The sequence below is a fragment of the Pseudomonas sp. 14P5.3.2 genome (assembly GCF_057799175.1).
In genome coordinates this window covers 105,432-125,218 of sequence record NZ_JBYOKU010000005.1, presented here as the reverse complement: position 1 = coordinate 125,218, position 19,787 = coordinate 105,432, and the positions used below count along the sequence as shown (strand labels likewise).

At 61.1% G+C, this 19,787-nt stretch carries 16 protein-coding genes; 9 read left to right on the top strand and 7 right to left on the bottom strand.

The annotated features are described in order from the left end of the window. Positions 1-9: 9 nt before the first annotated feature. Positions 10-1,332, top strand: a complete 1,323-nt coding sequence (locus AC27VU_RS06130; protein ID WP_488723668.1) for an ABC transporter ATP-binding protein — start codon at positions 10-12, stop codon at positions 1,330-1,332. Between the two features lie 23 nt (positions 1,333-1,355). Here the strand turns inward: AC27VU_RS06130 and prpD are convergent, their stop codons facing one another. Beyond that, on the bottom strand, positions 1,356-2,840 hold the full coding sequence (prpD, locus tag AC27VU_RS06125; protein ID WP_103484620.1) for a 2-methylcitrate dehydratase: 1,485 nt from the start codon (positions 2,838-2,840) through the stop codon (positions 1,356-1,358). On the opposite strand from prpD, the gene AC27VU_RS06120 reads away from it, so the two are divergent. After that, entirely contained in the window at positions 2,839-3,087 is a 249-nt protein-coding gene (locus AC27VU_RS06120; protein ID WP_488723667.1) for a hypothetical protein, read from the top strand. The genes prpD and AC27VU_RS06120 overlap by 2 nt on opposite strands. 52 nt (positions 3,088-3,139) lie before the next feature. On the opposite strand, the gene prpF is transcribed toward AC27VU_RS06120, so the two are convergent. The 5 genes from prpF to AC27VU_RS06095 all read right to left on the bottom strand — a co-directional run bounded on the left by prpF (position 3,140) and on the right by AC27VU_RS06095 (position 10,083). Continuing rightward, a complete protein-coding gene (gene prpF / locus AC27VU_RS06115; RefSeq protein ID WP_488723666.1) occupies positions 3,140-4,342 on the bottom strand; it encodes a 2-methylaconitate cis-trans isomerase PrpF in 1,203 nt (400 codons plus the stop codon). Between the two features lie 54 nt (positions 4,343-4,396). Beyond that, complete coding sequence (gene acnD / locus AC27VU_RS06110) at positions 4,397-6,991, bottom strand: Fe/S-dependent 2-methylisocitrate dehydratase AcnD (protein WP_488723665.1); 2,595 nt, start codon at positions 6,989-6,991, stop codon at positions 4,397-4,399. Positions 6,992-7,197: 206 nt separating this feature from the next. Continuing rightward, the gene (gene prpC / locus AC27VU_RS06105; RefSeq protein ID WP_003223270.1) at positions 7,198-8,325 is read right to left on the bottom strand and encodes a bifunctional 2-methylcitrate synthase/citrate synthase; all 1,128 of its coding nucleotides are present in this window, start codon (positions 8,323-8,325) and stop codon (positions 7,198-7,200) included. Between the two features lie 148 nt (positions 8,326-8,473). Further along, complete coding sequence (gene prpB, locus AC27VU_RS06100; protein WP_041067638.1) at positions 8,474-9,364, bottom strand: methylisocitrate lyase; 891 nt, start codon at positions 9,362-9,364, stop codon at positions 8,474-8,476. Beyond that, positions 9,361-10,083 (bottom strand): GntR family transcriptional regulator, encoded by a 723-nt coding sequence (locus tag AC27VU_RS06095; RefSeq protein ID WP_174377155.1) that lies wholly within the window; start codon positions 10,081-10,083, stop codon positions 9,361-9,363. The genes prpB and AC27VU_RS06095 overlap by 4 nt, the downstream gene beginning before the upstream one ends. Before the next feature lie 415 nt (positions 10,084-10,498). Between AC27VU_RS06095 and rloA the strand changes: the two genes are divergently transcribed. From rloA to pabB, 4 genes are all read left to right on the top strand, one after another. Next, entirely contained in the window at positions 10,499-11,035 is a 537-nt protein-coding gene (gene rloA / locus AC27VU_RS06090; protein WP_103484623.1) for a retropepsin-like aspartic peptidase RloA, read from the top strand. A gap of 5 nt (positions 11,036-11,040) precedes the next feature. Then, a complete protein-coding gene (gene rloB, locus AC27VU_RS06085) occupies positions 11,041-12,576 on the top strand; it encodes an osmotic stress tolerance membrane protein RloB (protein WP_226500324.1) in 1,536 nt (511 codons plus the stop codon). After that, entirely contained in the window at positions 12,576-13,562 is a 987-nt protein-coding gene (locus tag AC27VU_RS06080; protein WP_003223264.1) for an alpha-L-glutamate ligase-like protein, read from the top strand. Before rloB ends, AC27VU_RS06080 begins: the two co-directional genes overlap by 1 nt. A gap of 255 nt (positions 13,563-13,817) precedes the next feature. Further along, the gene (gene pabB / locus AC27VU_RS06075; RefSeq protein ID WP_488723664.1) at positions 13,818-15,161 is read left to right on the top strand and encodes an aminodeoxychorismate synthase component I; all 1,344 of its coding nucleotides are present in this window, start codon (positions 13,818-13,820) and stop codon (positions 15,159-15,161) included. A gap of 109 nt (positions 15,162-15,270) precedes the next feature. Here pabB and thrH read toward each other — a convergent pair whose 3' ends face one another. Then, positions 15,271-15,888, bottom strand: a complete 618-nt coding sequence (gene thrH, locus AC27VU_RS06070; protein WP_262143125.1) for a bifunctional phosphoserine phosphatase/homoserine phosphotransferase ThrH — start codon at positions 15,886-15,888, stop codon at positions 15,271-15,273. A gap of 163 nt (positions 15,889-16,051) precedes the next feature. Here thrH and AC27VU_RS06065 point away from each other — a divergent pair, with 163 nt between their 5' ends. The 3 genes from AC27VU_RS06065 to AC27VU_RS06055 all read left to right on the top strand — a co-directional run bounded on the left by AC27VU_RS06065 (position 16,052) and on the right by AC27VU_RS06055 (position 19,690). Further along, the gene (locus tag AC27VU_RS06065) at positions 16,052-16,786 is read left to right on the top strand and encodes a phosphoadenylyl-sulfate reductase (RefSeq protein WP_488723663.1); all 735 of its coding nucleotides are present in this window, start codon (positions 16,052-16,054) and stop codon (positions 16,784-16,786) included. Positions 16,787-17,369: 583 nt separating this feature from the next. After that, entirely contained in the window at positions 17,370-18,908 is a 1,539-nt protein-coding gene (locus AC27VU_RS06060) for an NCS1 family nucleobase:cation symporter-1 (protein ID WP_488723662.1), read from the top strand. A gap of 53 nt (positions 18,909-18,961) precedes the next feature. Then, entirely contained in the window at positions 18,962-19,690 is a 729-nt protein-coding gene (locus tag AC27VU_RS06055; RefSeq protein WP_047292982.1) for an aspartate/glutamate racemase family protein, read from the top strand. Positions 19,691-19,787: the final 97 nt, after the last annotated feature.

Here is a 19,787-nt window from a genome sequence, read left to right as displayed (position 1 = left end):
CTCGCTGCGATGAATACCTATACCGAACAAACCGCCGCCAGCCCCGAAATCTATTCGCTCAGCGATGTGAACCGGGTGTTTGGCAAGGGCAAGGAAGAACTGCAAGTGCTCAGCGGGGTCGATCTGACCCTGCGCGAAGGCGAGATCGTCGGCATGCTCGGCCGCTCCGGCTCCGGCAAATCCACCTTGCTGCGGATCATTGCCGGCCTGATCGAACCGTCATCGGGCGATGTCCTGTACAACGGTCAGCCGCTGCACGGCCCGGCCGAAGGTGTGGCGATGGTGTTCCAGACCTTCGCCCTGTTCCCGTGGCTGACGGTGCTGGAAAACGTCGAGGCCGGCCTGCAAGCCTTGCAGGTCGAACGCAAGGCTGCGCGTAAACGGGCGCTGGCGGCGATCGACCTGATCGGCCTCGACGGTTTCGAAAACGCCTACCCGCGCGAGTTGTCCGGCGGCATGCGCCAGCGCGTGGGCTTCGCGCGCGCGCTGGTGGTCAACCCGACCCTGTTGCTGATGGACGAACCCTTTTCGGCACTGGACGTACTGACCGCCGAAACCCTGCGCACGGATCTGCTGGACCTGTGGAGCGGCAAGCAACTGCCGATCAAATCGATCCTGATCGTCACCCACAACATCGAAGAAGCGGTGCTGATGTGCGACCGCATTCTGGTGTTGTCGTCCAACCCGGGCCGGGTGGTGGCGGAAATCAAAGTGCCGTTCGCCCATCCACGCAACCGCCTGGATCCGACTTTCCGGCAGATGGTCGACGACATTTACGCGCAGATGACTGACCGGCGCAGCGCCGATGCCAGCGTCGGCAAGCCCGAGCTGAAAATGAGCAGTCCGCTGCCTGAGGTCTCGACCAACCTGATGGCCGGTCTGATCGAAACCATCGCCGCCGAACCCTACAACGGCCACGCCGGCCTGCCCACCGTGGCTGAACGGCGTCTGCTGGAAGTCGATGACCTGTTCCCCGTGGCCGAGATGATCGAGCACCTCGGTTTCGCTGAACTCAAAGGCGCCGACATCACCCTGACCGACGCCGGCAAACTGTTCGCCGACTACGGCACCCAGGAACGCAAAACCCTGTTCGCCGAACATCTGATTCGCCACGTGCCGCTGGCCGCGCGCATCCGTCAGGTACTACTGGAGCGCAATGGTCACCGCGCGCCACGGGTGCGTTTCGAGCAGGAACTGCAGGACTCGCTGACCGAAGCGTTCGTCGAGAGAACCCTGGAAGTGGTGATCGCCTGGGGTCGTTATGCGGAGATTTTCTCCTACGACGACCACACCGAAACCTTCAGCCTGGAGGATGTCGAGGGCAGCCTGTAGCCCGCGACACCTCTGGCGTTGGCCTAGATCACGAACAGGTCGACGAAGCGATTGACCGGCGTGGCTTCGAGCGCTTGCTGATCCTTGCACAGGGTGAAGATCTCGTTGCTGCGCTGGCCGGTGAAACGCGTCGCCAGGTTGGCCTTGAACTTGTCCTCCAGCAACGGGATGCCATCGGCGCGGCGGCGACGGTGGCCGATCGGGTATTCCACCACCACGTTCTCGGTGCTCGATCCGTCCTTGAAAAACACCTGCACCGCGTTGGCAATCGAGCGCTTGTCGGCCTCCAGATACTCGCGGGTGAAACGCGGGTCTTCGACGATGACCATCTTCTCGCGCAACACATCGATGATCGGGTGCGCAGCGTGGAAATCGTCCTCGTATTGCTCGGCCACCAGATTGCCGAATGCCAGCGGCACGGCGGTCATGTACTGAAGGCAGTGGTCGCGGTCGGCGGCGTTGGCCAGCGGTCCGACCTTGGAAATGATGCGAATCGCCGACTCGTGGGTGGTGATGACGATGCGGTCGATTTCATGCAAGCGGTTGCGCACCAACGGATGCAAGGTCACCGCCGCTTCGCAGGCCGTTTGCGCATGGAATTCGGCGGGGAAGCTGATCTTGAACAGCACGTTTTCCATCACGTAACTGCCGTAGGGCCGCGAGAAACTGAAGGCACGTTTGCCTTCGGGCTTGAGCGCCAGATCATTGTTGGTGTGGCTGAACGACACGTCATAGAAGCCCCACTGCCTGGCCGTCAACACCCCGGGAATACCCATCTCGCCACGCAGGGCGATGTCGGCCAGACGCACGCCACGGCTGGTCGCATCCCCCGCCGCCCATGACTTGCGCGACCCGGCGTTCGGCGCATGGCGATAGGTGCGCAGCGCCTGACCGTCGGCAAACGCATGGGACAACGCCGACAGCAGCTGCTCGCGATTGGCCCCCATCAGTTTGGCGGTGACGGCGGTCGAAGCGACTTTCACCAGCAGCACGTGGTCGAGGCCGACGCGATTGAAGGAATTTTCCAGCGCGATCACGCCTTGAATTTCGTGGGCCATGATCATCGCTTCAAGTACATCGCGAATCGTCAGCGGCTTCTCACCATTGGCAACGCGTTTCTGCGACAGGTGATCGGCCACCGCGAGAATCCCGCCAAGGTTGTCCGACGGATGCCCCCACTCGGCGGCGAGCCAGGTGTCGTTGTAGTCGAGCCAGCGCACGATGCAGCCGATGTCCCACGCGGCTTTCACCGGGTCGAGGCGATAGGAAGTGCCTGGCACCCGCGCCCCGAACGGCACCACGGTGCCTTCGACGAGAGGGCCAAGGTGTTTGGTGCACTCGGGAAACCGCAACGCCAGCAGGCCACAGCCGAGGGTGTCCATCAGGCAGTTGCGGGCAGTGTCGAGGGCTTCGGCAGATTCGATGTTGAAGGTGAGGACGTAATCGGCGATGTCCTGCAGGACACGGTCGTAGTCGGGGCGGTTGTTAAGGTCGACGTTGGCGCTCATGTTCGATTCACTCTGGCAGTGGTTCGTTGATGGGACCTCGGTTCAGGCTGGCAATTTTTTATTATTGAATGCACTCACTGTAGGAGCTGCCGAAGGCTGCGATCTTTTGATCCTGATCTTGAAAAGCAAAATCAAAAGATCGCAGCCTGCGGCAGCTCCTACAGGGATATATCGGGTCGCAATGATCCAGTGTGGGAGCGGGCTTGCTCGCGAAGGCGTCGTGTCAGTCGATATCTCTGTTGCCTGATACGCCCCTTTCGCGAGCAAGCCCGCTCCCACAGTTTTTGTTCGGTGTTGGGTCAGAAGGCGTCGCCGGGGATGCGTACGTAGCCTTCCATGAGGACGCGTGCACTGCGGCTCATGATGGCTTTTTTCACCACCCACTCACCGTTTTCCAGGCTGGCCTCGGCGCCTACGCGCAGCGTCCCGGACGGATGGCCGAAGCGCACCGCGTTGCGCTCGACACCGCCCGCCGCGAGATTCACCAGAGTCCCGGAGATCGCTGCCGCCGTGCCGATTGCCACCGCCGCCGTGCCCATCATCGCGTGGTGCAATTTGCCCATCGACAATGCGCGCACCAGCAGATCCACATCACTGGCAGCAATCGCCTTGCCGCTGGACGCCACGTAATCCGCAGGCCTGGCAACGAACGCGACTTTCGGCGTGTGCTGTCGCTTGGCCGCTTCGTCCAGATTCGCAATCAGGCCCATGCGCAACGCACCATAGGCACGAATGGTTTCGAACATCTGCAGCGCTTTCGGATCGCTGTTGATCGCGCTCTGAAGCTCGGTGCCGGTGTAGCCGATGTCTGCGGCGTTGACGAAAATCGTCGGAATCCCGGCGTTGATCATGGTCGCCTTGAACGTGCCGACACCCGGCACTTCCAGCTCGTCGATCAGGTTACCGGTGGGGAACATCGAACCGCCGCCGCCCTCTTCTTCCGCTGCCGGATCCATGAACTCCAGTTGCACTTCGGCGGCCGGAAAGGTCACGCCGTCGAGTTCGAAATCACCGGTTTCCTGCACTTCGCCGTTGGTGATCGGCACGTGGGCGATGATGGTCTTGCCGATGTTGGCCTGCCACACGCGCACCACCGTCACACCGTTGTGCGGAATGCGGCTGGCATCCACCAGACCGTTGCTGATGGCGAACGAACCGACCGCCGCCGAGAGGTTGCCGCAATTGCCGCTCCAGTCCACGAACGGCTTGTCGATGGAGACCTGACCGAACAGGTAATCGACGTCGTGATCGGCCTTGCTGCTTTTCGACAGGATCACGGTTTTGCTGGTACTCGAGGTGGCACCGCCCATGCCGTCGATCTGTTTGTCGTAGGGGTCGGGGCTGCCGATCACCCGCAGCAGCAAGGCGTCGCGGGCCGGGCCGGGAATCTGCGCGGCTTCGGGCAGATCCTTGAGGCTGAAGAACACGCCTTTGCTGGTGCCGCCGCGCATGTAGGCGGCGGGGATTTTGATCTGCGGTGCGAAATTAGCTGCGTGAACCATGGTTGCTCCTCAAAGGACCAAGGGACTCATCATCCCTTGGTCGCTTAACTTGTTTTATACGGCAACCGCCGACTCTTCGAGGAAGTCCTGGGCGAAGCGCTGCAACACGCCGCCGGCCTCGTAGATCGACACTTCTTCAGCGGTATCCAGGCGGCAGGTCACCGGCACTTCAACGCGCTCGCCGTTCTTGCGGTGGATCACCAGCGTCAGGTCGGCGCGCGGGGTGCGGGCGCCGATCACGTCGTAGGTTTCGCTGCCGTCGATGGCCAGCGTGTGACGGTCGGTGCCCGGTTTGAACTCCAGCGGCAATACGCCCATGCCCACCAGATTGGTGCGGTGGATGCGCTCGAAACCTTCGGCGACGATCGCTTCCACGCCCGCCAGCCGCACGCCCTTCGCCGCCCAGTCGCGGGACGAACCCTGCCCGTAGTCGGCGCCGGCAATGATGATCAGCGGCTGCTTGCGTTCCATGTAGGTTTCGATGGCTTCCCACATGCGCATCACCTGGCCTTCCGGCTCGACCCGCGCTAGCGAGCCCTGTTTGACCTTGCCGTTTTCCTGGACCATTTCGTTGAACAGTTTCGGGTTGGCGAAGGTGGCGCGCTGCGCGGTCAAGTGGTCGCCACGGTGCGTGGCATACGAGTTGAAGTCTTCTTCCGGCAGACCCATTTTCGCCAGATATTCACCGGCGGCGCTGTCGAGCATGATCGCGTTCGAGGGCGACAGGTGATCGGTGGTGATGTTGTCCGGGAGCACCGCCAGCGGGCGCATGCCCTTGAGCGGCCGCGCGCCGGCCAGCGCACCTTCCCAGTACGGCGGACGGCGGATGTAGGTACTCATCTCGCGCCAGTCGTACAGCGGCGTGACTTTCGGGCCAGTGTCTTCGTGGACGGCGAACATCGGGATGTAGACCTGACGGAACTGCTCCGGCTTGACCGACGACTTCACCACCGCATCGATTTCTTCATCGCTCGGCCAGATGTCCTTCAGGCGGATTTCCTTGCCGTCGACCACGCCCAGCACATCCTTCTCAATGTCGAAACGGATGGTGCCGGCGATGGCGTAAGCGACCACCAGCGGCGGCGACGCGAGGAATGCCTGCTTGGCGTAGGGGTGGATGCGGCCGTCGAAGTTGCGGTTGCCGGAAAGCACGGCAGTCGCATACAGATCGCGGTCGATGATCTCTTGCTGAATCACCGGATCGAGGGCTCCGGACATGCCGTTGCAGGTGGTGCAGGCAAACGCGACGACACCGAAACCAAGTTGCTCCAGCTCGGTGGTCAGCCCCGCTTCATCGAGGTACAGCGCCACGGTTTTCGAACCCGGCGCCAGCGAGGATTTGACCCACGGCTTGCGGGTCAGGCCCAGCTTGTTGGCATTGCGCGCCAAGAGGCCGGCGGCGATCACGTTACGCGGGTTGCTGGTGTTGGTGCAGCTGGTGATGGCGGCGATGATCACCGCGCCGTCGGGCATCTGCCCCGGTACGTCATCCCACTGCCCGGAGATGCCTTTGGCCGCCAGATCCGACACCGCGACGCGGGCGTGCGGGTTGCTCGGGCCGGCCATGTTGCGCACCACCGAAGACAAATCGAAGGTCAGGCCGCGCTCGTATTGCGCGCCTTTCAGGCTGTCGGCCCACAGGCCGTTGAGCTTGGCGTACTGCTCGACGAGCTGCACTTGCTGGTCTTCGCGACCGGTGAGTTTCAGGTAGTCGATGGTCTGTTGATCGATGTAGAACATCGCGGCCGTGGCGCCGTATTCCGGGGCCATGTTGGAGATGGTCGCGCGGTCGCCGAGGGTCAGTGCGGACGCGCCTTCGCCGAAGAACTCCAGCCAGGCGCCGACGACTTTCTGTTTGCGCAGGTACTCGGTCAGCGCCAGCACCATGTCGGTGGCGGTGATGCCCGGTTGCAGCTTGCCGGTCAGTTCGACGCCGACACTTTCCGGCAGGCGCATCCACGAGGCGCGGCCGAGCATCACGCTCTCGGCTTCGAGGCCGCCAACGCCGATGGCGATCACACCCAACGCATCGACGTGCGGGGTGTGGCTGTCGGTGCCGACGCAGGTGTCGGGGAATGCCACGCCGTCGCGCACCTGGATCACCGGAGACATTTTCTCCAGGTTGATCTGGTGCATGATGCCGTTGCCCGGCGGGATCACGTCGACGTTCTTGAAGGCTTTTTTGGTCCAGTTGATGAAGTGGAAACGGTCTTCGTTGCGTCGGTCTTCGATGGCGCGGTTCTTCTCAAAGGCCTGCTTGTCGAAACCGCCCGCTTCTACCGCCAGCGAGTGGTCGACGATCAGTTGCGTCGGCACCACCGGATTGACCTGCGCCGGGTCACCGCCCTGCAGGGCGATTGCGTCGCGCAGGCCGGCGAGATCGACCAGCGCGGTCTGGCCGAGAATGTCGTGGCACACCACGCGCGCCGGGAACCACGGGAAGTCGAGGTCGCGCTTGCGCTCGATCAGTTGCTTAAGGGAATCGGTGAGCGTGGCCGGGTCGCAGCGACGCACGAGGTTTTCCGCCAGCACGCGGGAGGTATACGGCAGGGTGTCGTAGCTGCCGGGCTGAATCGCCTCGACCGCCGCACGGACGTCGAAATAATCCAGGGAACTGCCGGGCAGGTTTTTGCGGAATTCTGTGTTCATCGGGTCAGGACTCGGGTCACGGTAGTTTCAAAGGGTGGGGCCGACACCGGCACTGAAGTGGACTCGGTCAACTGTGGGAGGGGGCTTGCTCCCGAAGGCGGAGTGTCATTCAACGGATTTGTCGACTGATACACCGCATTCGCGAGCAAGCCCGCTCCCACATTGGTTCCCGGTTTATCCAGTTACCCGGGTGGCAGGTCCACCATTCAGCGACGTTCGATTGGCACGAACTTGCGCTGCTCAACGCCGATGTACTCGGCGCTTGGACGGATGATGCGGTTGTTGGCGCGCTGTTCGAACACGTGCGCGGCCCAGCCGGTCAGGCGCGAGCAGACGAAGATCGGCGTGAACAGCTTGGTCGGGATGCCCATGAAGTGGTACGCCGAGGCATGGTAGAAGTCGGCGTTGGGGAACAGTTTCTTCTGCTCCCACATGGTCTTGTCGATGGCTTCGGAAACCGGAAACAGCACCTTGTCCCCGACTTCGTCAGCGAGCTTTTTCGACCAGCCCTTGATCACCTCGTTACGCGGATCGCTGTCCTTATAGATCGCGTGGCCGAAGCCCATGATCTTGTCCTTGCGCTCGAGCATGCCGAGGGTGCCTTTGATCGCCTCTTCCGGCGACGAGAAGCGCTCGATCATTTCCATCGCCGCTTCGTTGGCGCCGCCATGCAGCGGGCCGCGCAGCGAGCCGATGGCCGCCGTGACGCAGGAATACAGATCAGACAGGGTCGATGCACAAACCCGCGCGGTGAAGGTCGAGGCGTTGAATTCGTGCTCGGCGTAAAGGATCAGCGACACATTCATCACTTTGACGTGCAGTTCGCTCGGCTTCTTGTCGTGCAGCAGGTGCAGGAAGTGGCCGCCGATGGTTGGCTCGTCGCTGACGCAGTTGATGCGCTTGCCGTCGTGGCTGAAGCGATACCAGTAGCACATGATCGCCGGGAATGCGGCCAGCAGACGGTCAGTCTTGTCGCGCTGTTCGGAGAAGTCTTTCTCCGGCTCGAGGTTGCCGAGGAACGAGCAACCGGTGCGCATCACGTCCATCGGATGGGCGTCAGCGGGGATGCGTTCGAGCACTTCTTTCAGTGCTTGCGGCAGGTCGCGCAGCTTGCTCAGCTTTTGCTGGTAGGCGTCAAGTTGTGCCTGGGTCGGCAGCTCACCGTACAGCAGCAGGTAAGCCACTTCTTCGAACTGCGCGTCTGCTGCCAGTTCACGCACGTCGTAGCCGCGATAGGTCAGCCCGGCACCGGCCTGGCCCACGGTGGACAGTGCGGTTTGCCCGGCAACCTGGCCCCGGAGCCCGGCGCCACTGAGTACTTTTGCTTCGGCCATTGCTGTCTCCAATCTTGAATTTGTTAGGGAATCTGCAATTACGGTGTTGTTGGCAAAAGATCGCAGCCTCGTTGCACTCGACAGCTCCTACAGGGGAATGCGGTTCATGTAGGAGCTGCCGAAGGCTGCGATCCTTTGATCTTCGCCTTTATTTTTTAGCGGCAAACAACGCATCGAGCTTCTGCTCGAAGGTGTGGTAGTCAATGCGGTCGTAAAGCTCCATGCGCGTCTGCATGGTGTCGATGACATTCTGCTGGGTGCCGTCGCGGCGGATCGCGGTGTAGACGTTTTCCGCTGCCTTGTTCATCGCGCGAAACGCCGACAGCGGGTACAGCACCAGCGACACGTCGGCGCCGGCCAGTTGCTCGGTGGTGTACAGCGGCGTCGAGCCGAACTCGGTGATGTTGGCGAGGATCGGCGCCTTCACCCGGTTGGCGAACAGCTTGTACATCTCAAGTTCAGTGATGGCTTCCGGGAAGATCATGTCGGCGCCGGCCTCGATGCACGCGGCGGCGCGATCCAGTGCCGATTCCAGACCTTCAACCGCCAGTGCGTCAGTCCGCGCCATGATCACGAAGCTGTCATCGGTGCGGGCATCGACCGCGGCCTTGATGCGGTCGACCATTTCCTGCTGGGTAACGATTTCCTTGTTCGGACGGTGGCCGCAGCGCTTGGCGCCGACCTGGTCCTCGATGTGAATCGCCGCGGCGCCGAACTTGATCATCGACTTCACGGTGCGCGCCACGTTGAACGCCGAGGCGCCGAAACCGGTGTCGACGTCCACCAGCAGCGGCAGGTCGCAGACGTCGGTGATGCGCCGCACGTCGGTCAGCACGTCATCCAGACCGGTGATGCCCAAATCCGGCACGCCGAGCGAGCCTGCGGCCACCCCGCCACCGGACAGGTAGATCGCCTTGAACCCGGCACGCTTGGCCAGCAGCGCGTGGTTGGCGTTGATCGCGCCGACCACCTGCAATGGATGCTCGCTGGCGACCGCATCGCGGAAACGCTGGCCTGGAGTGTTCTGCTTGGAACTCATGACTCACCTCGTTCAGTGGCTGTCTTATTGTCGGCGCCGTCCTGGTAATGACGGGCGATGTTGCGTTTCGAGGCGCCGATGTGACGGCGCATCAACAATTCCGCGAGTTCGCCGTCACGGTCGGCGATGGCATCGAGAATCCGGTGGTGTTCGGCGAAGGCCTGACGCGGCCGGTTCGGCGTGGTGGAAAACTGGATGCGGTACATGCGCACCAGTTGGTACAGCTCGCCGCAGAGCATCTGGGTCAGGGTGCGGTTGCCGCTGCCCTGGATGATTCGGTAGTGAAAGTCGAAATCGCCTTCCTGCTGGTAGTAGCCGACACCGGCCTGGAACGCGGCGTCGCGCTCGTGGGTTTCCAGCACCCGGCGCAATTCGTCGATGTCTTCGACGCTCATGCGCTCGGCCGCCAGCCGACAGGCCATGCCTTCAAGGGATTCGCGAATTTCGTAGAGTTCGAGCAATTCGGCGTGACTGAGCGACACCACCCGCGCGCCGACATGCGGTACGCGCACCAGCAGACGCTGGCCTTCGAGTCGGTGGATGGCTTCGCGCAACGGTCCGCGACTGATGCCGTAGGTGCGCGCCAGCTCGGGCTCGGAGATCTTGCTGCCCGGGGCGATCTCGCCCTTGACGATGGCCGCCTGGATGCGCCGGAAGACGTTTTCCGAGAGCGTCTCGGAATCGTCGCCGCTGATGACCGGGGGATCGAGTTGATCCAGCATATTGTCGACACCTTTAAATCCAATGCGGCAAAAACTAGCCAATTCGCCCACATCAGTCAAAGGATAAATACGCATTGTCGACAATCGTCTAATAACCCTAGGCGACCCTTTCTTAGTGCTTAACCCTGTGGGAGCGAGCTTGCTCCGGGCGGCGTTCCGACGAAGACGTACTGACATTCACATCAATGTCGACTGATCTACCGCTTTCGCGAGCAAGCTCGCTCCCACAGGAGTTGCGAAGGGTTATAGACCGGTGCGGGCGCTGGCGCCATAAAACCACCGTGCTAGAATGCCGCCCGCATTTGCTGGCCTTTTGTACGGCTTGTCATAAAAAGCTGATAGGCACACAAAGGAGCTTGCGCAGTTTTGCCAGGAACCTGAACCGAAAACGGAACGCTGCGCACCAGGATTTATGAGACTCAAGCCCTTCCCCACATTTTTTGCGCTGTTTTGCCTGCCCGGCCTCGCCACGGCGGGGGAAAAAACCGTGTACGGCCTCAACGAATATGCAGCGCTTGATGGCATCAATCTGGAAGTCGCGGCCAAACTCGACACCGGCGCCAAGACCGCCTCGCTGAGTGCCCGCGACATCAAGCGCTTCAAACGTAACGGCGAGTCCTGGGTGCGCTTCTACCTGGCGATCGACGCTGCGCATTCGCACCCGATCGAGCGGCCGCTGGCCCGGGTCAGCAAGATCAAGCGCCGCGCCGGCGACTATGACCCGGAAGAAGGCAAGCAATACACGGCCCGCCCGGTGATCGAACTGGATATTTGCATGGGCACGGCGCTGCGCAGCATCGAAGTGAACCTGACCGACCGTAGTGCGTTCCAATACCCGCTTTTGATCGGCTCCGAAGCGCTGAAACGCTTCGATGCGCTGGTCGACCCCAGTCTTAAATACGCTGCCGGCAAACCCGCCTGCACCATCGCCGCTCATACCGCCGAGTAATTTCCATGCGTTCTCTAACCTTCCACCTGAAAATCCTGATCACCATTCTGGTGCTCCTGGGCGTTTCGGTTACGGCCTATCAGATTTTCGTGCTCGGCATTCCGGTGACCGAAGACGCCACCGACGACCTGTGGAACATCGACGCCAAAGTCGAGTTCGTCGCCAGTACCAAGGACCCGGTGAAGGTGCAGATGTTCGTGCCGCCCCTGAGCCGCGATTACGTCAGCCTCAACGAAAGCTTTATCTCCAATAATTACGGCGTGGCGGTCAACCGCGTCGACGGCAACCGCAAGGTCACCTGGTCGGCGCGCCGGGCCAAGGGCAACCAGACCCTTTATTACCGTCTGGTGCTGACCAAACGCTACACCGCAGAAAAATCCAAGATCAAAGGCCCGACCTTCCGCGACAGCATCGCCATCGAAGGCCCGGAAAAAATCGCAGCCGAAGCCTTGCTCGCGCCGATTCGCCAGCACTCGGCCGACGTCGAAACCTTCATCGGCGAGGCGATCAAACGCGTCAACAACGCCAACGATGACAACGTCAAACTGCTGCTGGCCGGCGACCCGTCGACCGCGCACAAAGCGAAAATCGTCGAGCTGCTGCTGTCCATCGCTCATGTGCCGGTGGAAAAAGTCCACACCATCCGCCTCGTCGCCGATCAACCGCAAACCCCGGAACTGTGGCTGCGCAGCTTCAACGGCAACGACTGGCTGTACTTCAACCCGGAAACCGGCGAACAAGGCCTGCCGACCGACCGCCTGCTGTGGTGGACCGGTGATGAAAACCTGATCACCATCGAGGGCGCGAAGAAAGCCAACGTGACCTTCAGCCTGAACAACAGCGAGATGAACGCGATTCGTCTGGCCAAGCTGACCGACGAAAACACTGACGCCAACTTCCTCGAATACTCGCTGTATGGCCTGCCGCTGCAGACCCAGCAGACGTTCATGATCATGGTGATGATCCCGATCGGCGTGCTGGTGATCCTGATCCTGCGTAACCTGATCGGCCTGCAGACCCTCGGCACCTTCACCCCGGTGCTGATCGCCCTGGCCTTCCGCGAAACGCAGTTGGGCTTCGGCATCCTGCTGTTTACCGTGATCACCGCGCTGGGCCTGTCATTACGTTCGTATCTGGAACACCTGAAGCTGCAAATGCTGCCGCGTCTGTCGGTGGTGTTGACCTTTGTTGTGGTGCTGATCGCAGCGATCAGCCTGTTCAGCCACAAGCTGGGTCTGGAGCGCGGTCTGTCGGTGGCGCTGTTCCCGATGGTGATTCTGACCATGACCATCGAACGCCTGTCGATCACCTGGGAAGAACGCGGCGCCAGCCATGCCCTGAAAGTGGCGATTGGCACCCTGTTCGCCGCCTCGCTGGCGCACCTGATCATGACCGTGCCGGAGCTGGTGTACTTCGTGTTCACCTTCCCGGCGATCCTATTGATTCTGGTCGGTTTCATGCTGGCGATGGGTCGCTATCGCGGCTACCGCCTGACCGAACTGGTGCGTTTCAAGGCTTTCCTGAAGAAGGCTGACGCCTGATGTTCGGTTTCTGGAAGACCTGGAAGGCGCTGGAGGCGCGGGGCATCATGGGCATCAATCGGCGTAACGCCGACTACGTGCTCAAGTACAACAAGCGCAGTCTGTACCCGATCGTCGATGACAAGATCATCACCAAGGAGCGCGCCATCGCTGCCGGCATTCACGTGCCGGAGCTGTACGGCGTGATCTCCACGGAGAAGGAAATCGACAAGCTCGACGCGATCATCGGCGGGCACAACGACTTCGTGATCAAGCCCGCCCAGGGTGCCGGCGGTGACGGCATCATCGTCATCGCCGACCGCTTCGAGGGCCGCTATCGCACGGTCTCGGGCAAGATCCTCGCCCACGAAGAACTCGAGCATCACATCTCGAGCATCCTCACCGGCCTGTATTCGCTGGGCGGTCACCGCGACCGCGCACTGATCGAATACCGGGTGACCCCGGATCAGATCTTCAAGAGCATCAGCTACGAAGGCGTGCCAGACATCCGCATCATCGTGCTGATGGGTTACCCGGTGATGGCCATGCTGCGCCTGCCGACCCGCCAGTCCGGCGGCAAGGCCAACCTGCACCAGGGGGCCATCGGTGTCGGTGTCGATCTGGCCACCGGCCTGACCCTGCGCGGTACCTGGCTGAACAACATCATCAACAAACACCCCGACACCACCAACGCGGTGGACGGCGTGCAACTGCCATACTGGGATGGTTTCATGAAACTCGCCGCCGGCTGCTACGAGCTGTGCGGGCTGGGTTACATCGGCGTGGACATGGTCCTGGACCAGGAAAAAGGCCCGCTGATTCTCGAGCTGAATGCGCGACCGGGGCTGAATATCCAGATTGCCAACGATTGCGGACTGACCCAGCGTACGCACGCGGTCGAGGCGCATCTGGAAGCGCTGAAGGCGCAAGGGGTGACCGAGTCGGTTGAAGAGCGAGTGGCGTTTACCCAGGAGATGTTTGGGCATATCCCGGCGGTCGAGGGCTGAAGCTGAAAAGCTGAAGAGCCCCTCACCCTAGCCCTCTCCCGGAGGGAGAGGGGACTGACCGTGTTGGATGCTCGAAGTACATCGACCTGCAAGTTCGAGTCGAACTCAGAACTTGAAAAGCATGAAGATCCGCCCCCTTTCCCCCTCGCCCCCTTGGGGGAGAGGGCTGGGGTGAGGGGGTAGCTTTTGATTTTGATCTGGCAGCCGAGAGGACTACAATCCCCACCCCGCCTCGATGGCCGATCTGCCCCGCCCATGTTGACCTGTTCCGTACACCCGCTGCCCTACCGCGCCAACCCCGCCGACTACTTCGCGGCCATCCGCCATGCACCCGGCGCCGTGCTGCTCGACAGCGGCCGGCCGAGCGCCGACCGTGGCCGTTATGACCTGCTCAGCGCCTGGCCGCTGGAACAACTGGCAGTGTTGCCCGACGAAAGCGGCAGCCTGTTCCTGCAACGCCTGCGGGATAATCTGAGCCGTCTGGGCGAAGCGCAATTGCCTGCGGAATATCAACTGCCGTTCGCCGGCGGCCTGATCGGCTATCTGAGCTACGACTTCGGTCGGCATCTGGAACACCTGCCGAGCCAGGCTCGGGATGATCTGCAATTGCCCGACGCGCGGTTCGGTCTGTACGACTGGGCGCTGATCAGCGATCACCAGACCGCCACCAGCCAACTGGTGTTTCACCCGTCACTGGCCGCCAGCGAACGGCAACGGCTGATCGCGCTGTTCAGCCAGCCGACCTCAGCGACGCTGACGCCGTTCAAGCTGAACACGCCGATGACCGCCGACCTGTCGGCCGATGACTATCGCCAGGCGCTGGAACGCATTCATCACTACATTCAGGCCGGCGACTGCTATCAGGTCAACTTCGCCCAGCGTTTCCGTGCGCCGTGTCAGGGCGACCCGTGGCTGGCCTATTGCGCGCTGCGCGAGGCCTGCCCGACGCCGTTTTCCGGCTTCCAGAGCCTGCCCGACGGCGACGCAGTGTTGAGTTTGTCGCCGGAACGTTTCGTCAAAGTCAGCCAACGACAAGTGGAAACCCGCCCGATCAAGGGCACCCGCCCGCGTGGCCTGACGCCTGCCGAAGACGCGACCAACGCCGCCGAACTGCTGGCCAGCCCCAAGGACCGCGCGGAAAACCTGATGATCGTCGACCTGCTGCGCAACGACCTCGGCCGTACCTGCCGCATCGGCTCGGTGCGGGTGCCGGAGCTGTTCAGTCTGGAAAGCTATCCGAATGTGCATCACCTGGTCAGCAGCGTGACCGGTGAACTGGCCGAGGATCGCGACGCACTGGATCTGATCGCCGGCAGCTTCCCCGGTGGCTCGATCACTGGCGCACCGAAGATTCGCGCGATGCAGATCATCGATGAACTGGAACCGACCCGGCGCGGGTTGTATTGCGGTTCGTTACTTTATCTGGACGTACGCGGCGAGATGGACAGCTCCATCGCGATTCGCAGTCTGTTGGTCAAGGATGGGCAGGTGTGTTGCTGGGGCGGTGGCGGGATCGTGGCCGACTCGGACTGGCAGGCGGAGTATCAGGAGTCGATTACCAAGGTCAGAATCCTCCTCGAAACCCTGCAAAACCTATAAGTTTTTGTGGCGAGGGAGCTTGCTCCCGCTGGAGTGCGAAGCGCTCCCCAAAATCTTACGACTGCTGCGCAGCCGAGCGGGAGCAAGCTTCCTCGCCACAATGTTGTAATTACAAACTCAAATCCCGGTTCGAGGCCTTGAGGAACTCCTGCTTTAACTCGGTAAAGGTGTGTACGGCGGGAAACTGCGGAAACTCACGAATCACGTTGTCCGGCGCATGGAACAGAATCCCCGCATCCGCCTCGCCCAGCATGCTTGTGTCGTTATACGAATCGCCCGCCGCAATCACCCGGTAATACAGGCTCTTGAACGCCAGCACCGACTGACGCTTGGGATCTTTCTGACGCAATTGATAGCTGGTCACCCGGCCGCTGTCGTCAGTGATCAGGCGATGGCAAAGCAAGGTCGGGAAACCCAGTTGACGCATCAGCGGCTGGGAAAATTCGTAGAACGTGTCCGAGAGAATCACCACCTGGAAGCGCTCGCGCAGCCAGTCAACGAATTCCACCGCGCCGTCCAGCGGCTTGAGGGTGGCGATCACTTCCTGAATGTCCGAAAGCTTCAGGCCATGCTCGTCGAGGATGCGCAGACGCTGCTTCATCAACACGTCGTAATCGGGAATGTCCCGGGTGGTGGCCTTGAGGGATTCGATTCCGGTTTTTTCGGCAAAGGCGATCCAGATTTCCGGTACCAGTACCCCTTCAAGATCCAGGCAAGCAATTTCCACAAGACACTCCCGTTTGTAGTGATTATTGAGTCGAGCGAGCCCGAACTCTAGCGACTCCCCCGCGACCACGCAACGCAGCAGGCACACTCTACCCCGCCGCTTTTTGTTAACATCGCCGCCATATAGAGCGCCCAGCGCCACCGACCTGTAGGAAGCCGCCCTGATGAGCCCAACGTTCGATGTCGTGGAACTCGCCACGACCTATGCCAACAAATCCGCCCAGGACATCCTGAAACTCGCCTTCGCCGAGTTTGGTGACGAGTTGTGGATATCTTTCAGTGGCGCCGAGGATGTGGTGCTGGTGGACATGGCCTGGAAGCTGAACAAGAACGTCAAGGTGTTCAGCCTCGACACCGGCCGCCTGCACCCGGAAACCTATCGCTTCATCGATCAAGTGCGTGAGCACTACAAGATCGATATCGAACTGGTGTCGCCGGACTACACAAAGCTGGAACCGTTCGTGAAGGAAAAAGGCCTGTTCAGTTTCTATAAAGATGGCCATGGCGAATGCTGCGGCATCCGCAAGATCGAACCACTGCGCCGCAAACTGTCCGGCGTCAAAGCCTGGGCCACCGGCCAGCGCCGCGACCAGAGCCCGGGCACCCGCAGCGCGGTGGCGGTGCTGGAAATCGACACCGCGTTCTCCACGACCGAGCGCACCCTGTACAAGTTCAACCCGCTGGCACAGATGACCAGCGAAGAGATCTGGGGCTACATCCGCATGCTTGAACTGCCGTACAACAGCCTGCATGAACGCGGCTTCATCAGCATCGGTTGCGAACCGTGCACTCGTCCGGTCCTGCCAAACCAGCACGAGCGTGAAGGCCGCTGGTGGTGGGAAGAGGCGACGCAGAAAGAATGCGGATTACATGCGGGGAATATCATCAGCAAGGCATAAATCTCCGCCCCAATGATGCCCCCCCTGTGGGAGCGGGCTTGCTCGCGAAAGCGGTCTGTCAGTCACCGGATTTGTTGACTGGTAAAACGCCTTCGCGAGCAAGCCCGCTCCCACATTTGCTTTGTGGTGCCATGAAAAAAATGTGTACACACGAATGTCACCATCGGTGCCATTTATGTGTGCACTTTTTGTTTTCGCGCCCTGAAAAGTTACATCCCTACTGAACGCCCCTCTGCTGTGCCTCCTCCGCAAAATCCCCCGTAAAAAATAAATACCTGTTCAACTGGTCAATTTATAACCACTTACTTTCAAGCACTTAGCATTCATCGATAATTTTTCGAAATGAGCAGGGCGCTCCATAGACCGCTAACTGGCACAAATCTGGCTTAAGTGCATACATGTTTTGTATACAAAACTGCAAAACATCAATCCACACTTTCGATCCGCAAGCCTGAAGCGCCCTATCCCGTACAGGCTGCAGATGCCCCGTAACCAGTGATGTCTGCTGGCCGCGACGAAGATTTGTCGAGCCTGAGCGCTCATGCACAGTCATCGCGGCCCCGCCCATCAGGAGCCTGCCGGAATGCGTACAAGTCTCTCCAACAACATCGCGCTGAATCTGCCCGCCTCTGCCCTCGACCAGCCATTGCCCCACGATGGTCTGACTGAACCGTTACAACTGAGCCCCCGTCTGCACAACCGCGATCTGGCGCCGACCAAGGCCGAAGGTCGGCGCTGGGGCAAGTACAGCATTTTTGCCCTGTGGACCAACGATGTGCACAACATCGCCAACTACTCGTTCGCCATCGGTCTGTACGCGCTGGGCCTGGGGGGCTGGCAGATTCTGCTGTCGCTGGGGATCGGCGCGGCGCTGGTGTACTTCTTCATGAACCTGTCCGGCTACATGGGGCAGAAAACCGGGGTGCCGTTTCCGGTGATCAGCCGGATCAGTTTCGGCATCCACGGCGCGCAGATTCCGGCATTGATCCGCGCGGTGATCGCCATCGCCTGGTTCGGGATTCAGACGTATCTGGCGTCGGTGGTGTTTCGTGTGCTGCTGACGGCGATTCACCCCGGTTTCGCCGATTACGACCACAACTCGATCCTCGGCCTGTCGTCGCTGGGCTGGGTGTGTTTCGTGGCGATCTGGCTCGTGCAGCTGGCGATTCTCGCCTACGGCATGGAAATGGTTCGCCGTTACGAGGCTTTTGCCGGCCCGGTGATTCTGCTGACCGTCGCTGCCCTCGCCGCGTGGATGTACACCCAGGCCAACGCCACGATTGCCTGGTCGATCCGCGAACCGCTGAGCGGTGGCGAGATGTGGCGCAACATCTTTGCCGGCGGCGCCTTGTGGCTGGCGATCTACGGCACGCTGATCCTCAATTTCTGCGACTTCGCCCGCTCCTCGCCGTGCCGCAAGACCATCAAGATCGGCAACTTCTGGGGCCTGCCGGTGAACATTCTGGTGTTCGCCACCATCACCGTCCTGCTTTGCGGTGCGCAATTTCAGATCAACGGGCGAATCATCGAAAGCCCGACCGAAATCATCGCTTCGATCCCCAACACATTTTTCCTGGTACTGGGTTGCCTGGCGTTCCTGATCGTCACCGTGGCGGTGAACATCATGGCCAACTTCGTCGCCCCGGCGTTCGTCCTCAGCAACCTGGCGCCGAAGTACCTGACCTTCCGCCGCGCCGGGCTGATCAGCGCGACCATCGCCGTGCTGATCCTGCCGTGGAACCTCTACAACAGCCCGCTGGTGATCGTGTATTTCCTCTCCGGCCTCGGCGCCCTGCTCGGCCCGTTGTACGGGGTGATCATGGTCGACTACTGGTTGATCCGCAAAGGCCGGATCAACGTCCCGCAGTTGTACAGCGAAGATCCCAACGGCGCTTATTACTACAGCCACGGAGTGAATTTCCGTGCCGTGGCGGCGTTCATTCCGGCAGCGTTGATCGCCATCGTCCTGGCACTGGTGCCGGGCTTCCACAGCATCTCGCCGTTCTCCTGGCTGGTGGGCGCCGGCATCGCCGCCATGCTCTACCTGATCATCGCCAAACGCCAACCGCACTACGCCGACGTCAACGGCGAATCGATCGCCGTAGACAACGTCAGCCATTAACTTCATTGCGGCCCGGATTTGGGCCGCTGAACTGCCCGCAATAAGGACTTCTCATGCGTATTCTTGTGGTCAACGTCAACACCACCGAATCCATCACCCAGGCCATCGCCCGCTCCGCGCAAGCGGTCGCTGCCCCGGGTACGGAAATCGTCGGCCTGACGCCGTTCTTCGGCGCCGATTCGGTGGAAGGCAATTTCGAAAGTTACCTGGCGGCCATCGCCGTGATGGATCGGGTGATGTCCTACGATCAACCGTTCGACGCGGTGATTCAGGCCGGTTACGGCGAACACGGCCGCGAAGGTTTGCAGGAGCTGCTTAACGTGCCGGTGGTGGACATCACCGACGCCGCCGCCAGTACCGCGATGTTTCTTGGCCACGCCTATTCGGTGGTGACCACGCTGGATCGCACCGTGCCGCTGATCGAGGATCGGCTGAAGTTGTCGGGCCTGTGGGATCGCTGCGCGTCGGTGCGAGCCAGTGGCCTGGCGGTGCTGGAGCTGGAACATGAACCGCAGCGCGCACTGGAAGCCATCGTGCAGCAGGCGGAACTGGCGGTGACCCAGGACAAGGCTGAAGTGATTTGTCTGGGCTGCGGCGGCATGGCCGGGCTGGATGAACAGATTCGTCGCCGCACCGGGGTGCCGGTGGTGGATGGGGTGACGGCAGCGGTGACCATTGCTGAATCGCTGGTGCGGCTGGGGTTGTCGACGTCCAAGGTGCGGACTTACGCGACACCACGGCCGAAGCAGATTATTGGCTGGGCGGAGCGGTTTGCTCGCTGAGTTCACAGACGAATACCAAGTCGTATCCTTCGCGAGCAAGCCCGCTCCCACATTGGATCTGTGGCGTTCACAAATCCAATGTGGGAGCGGGCTTGCT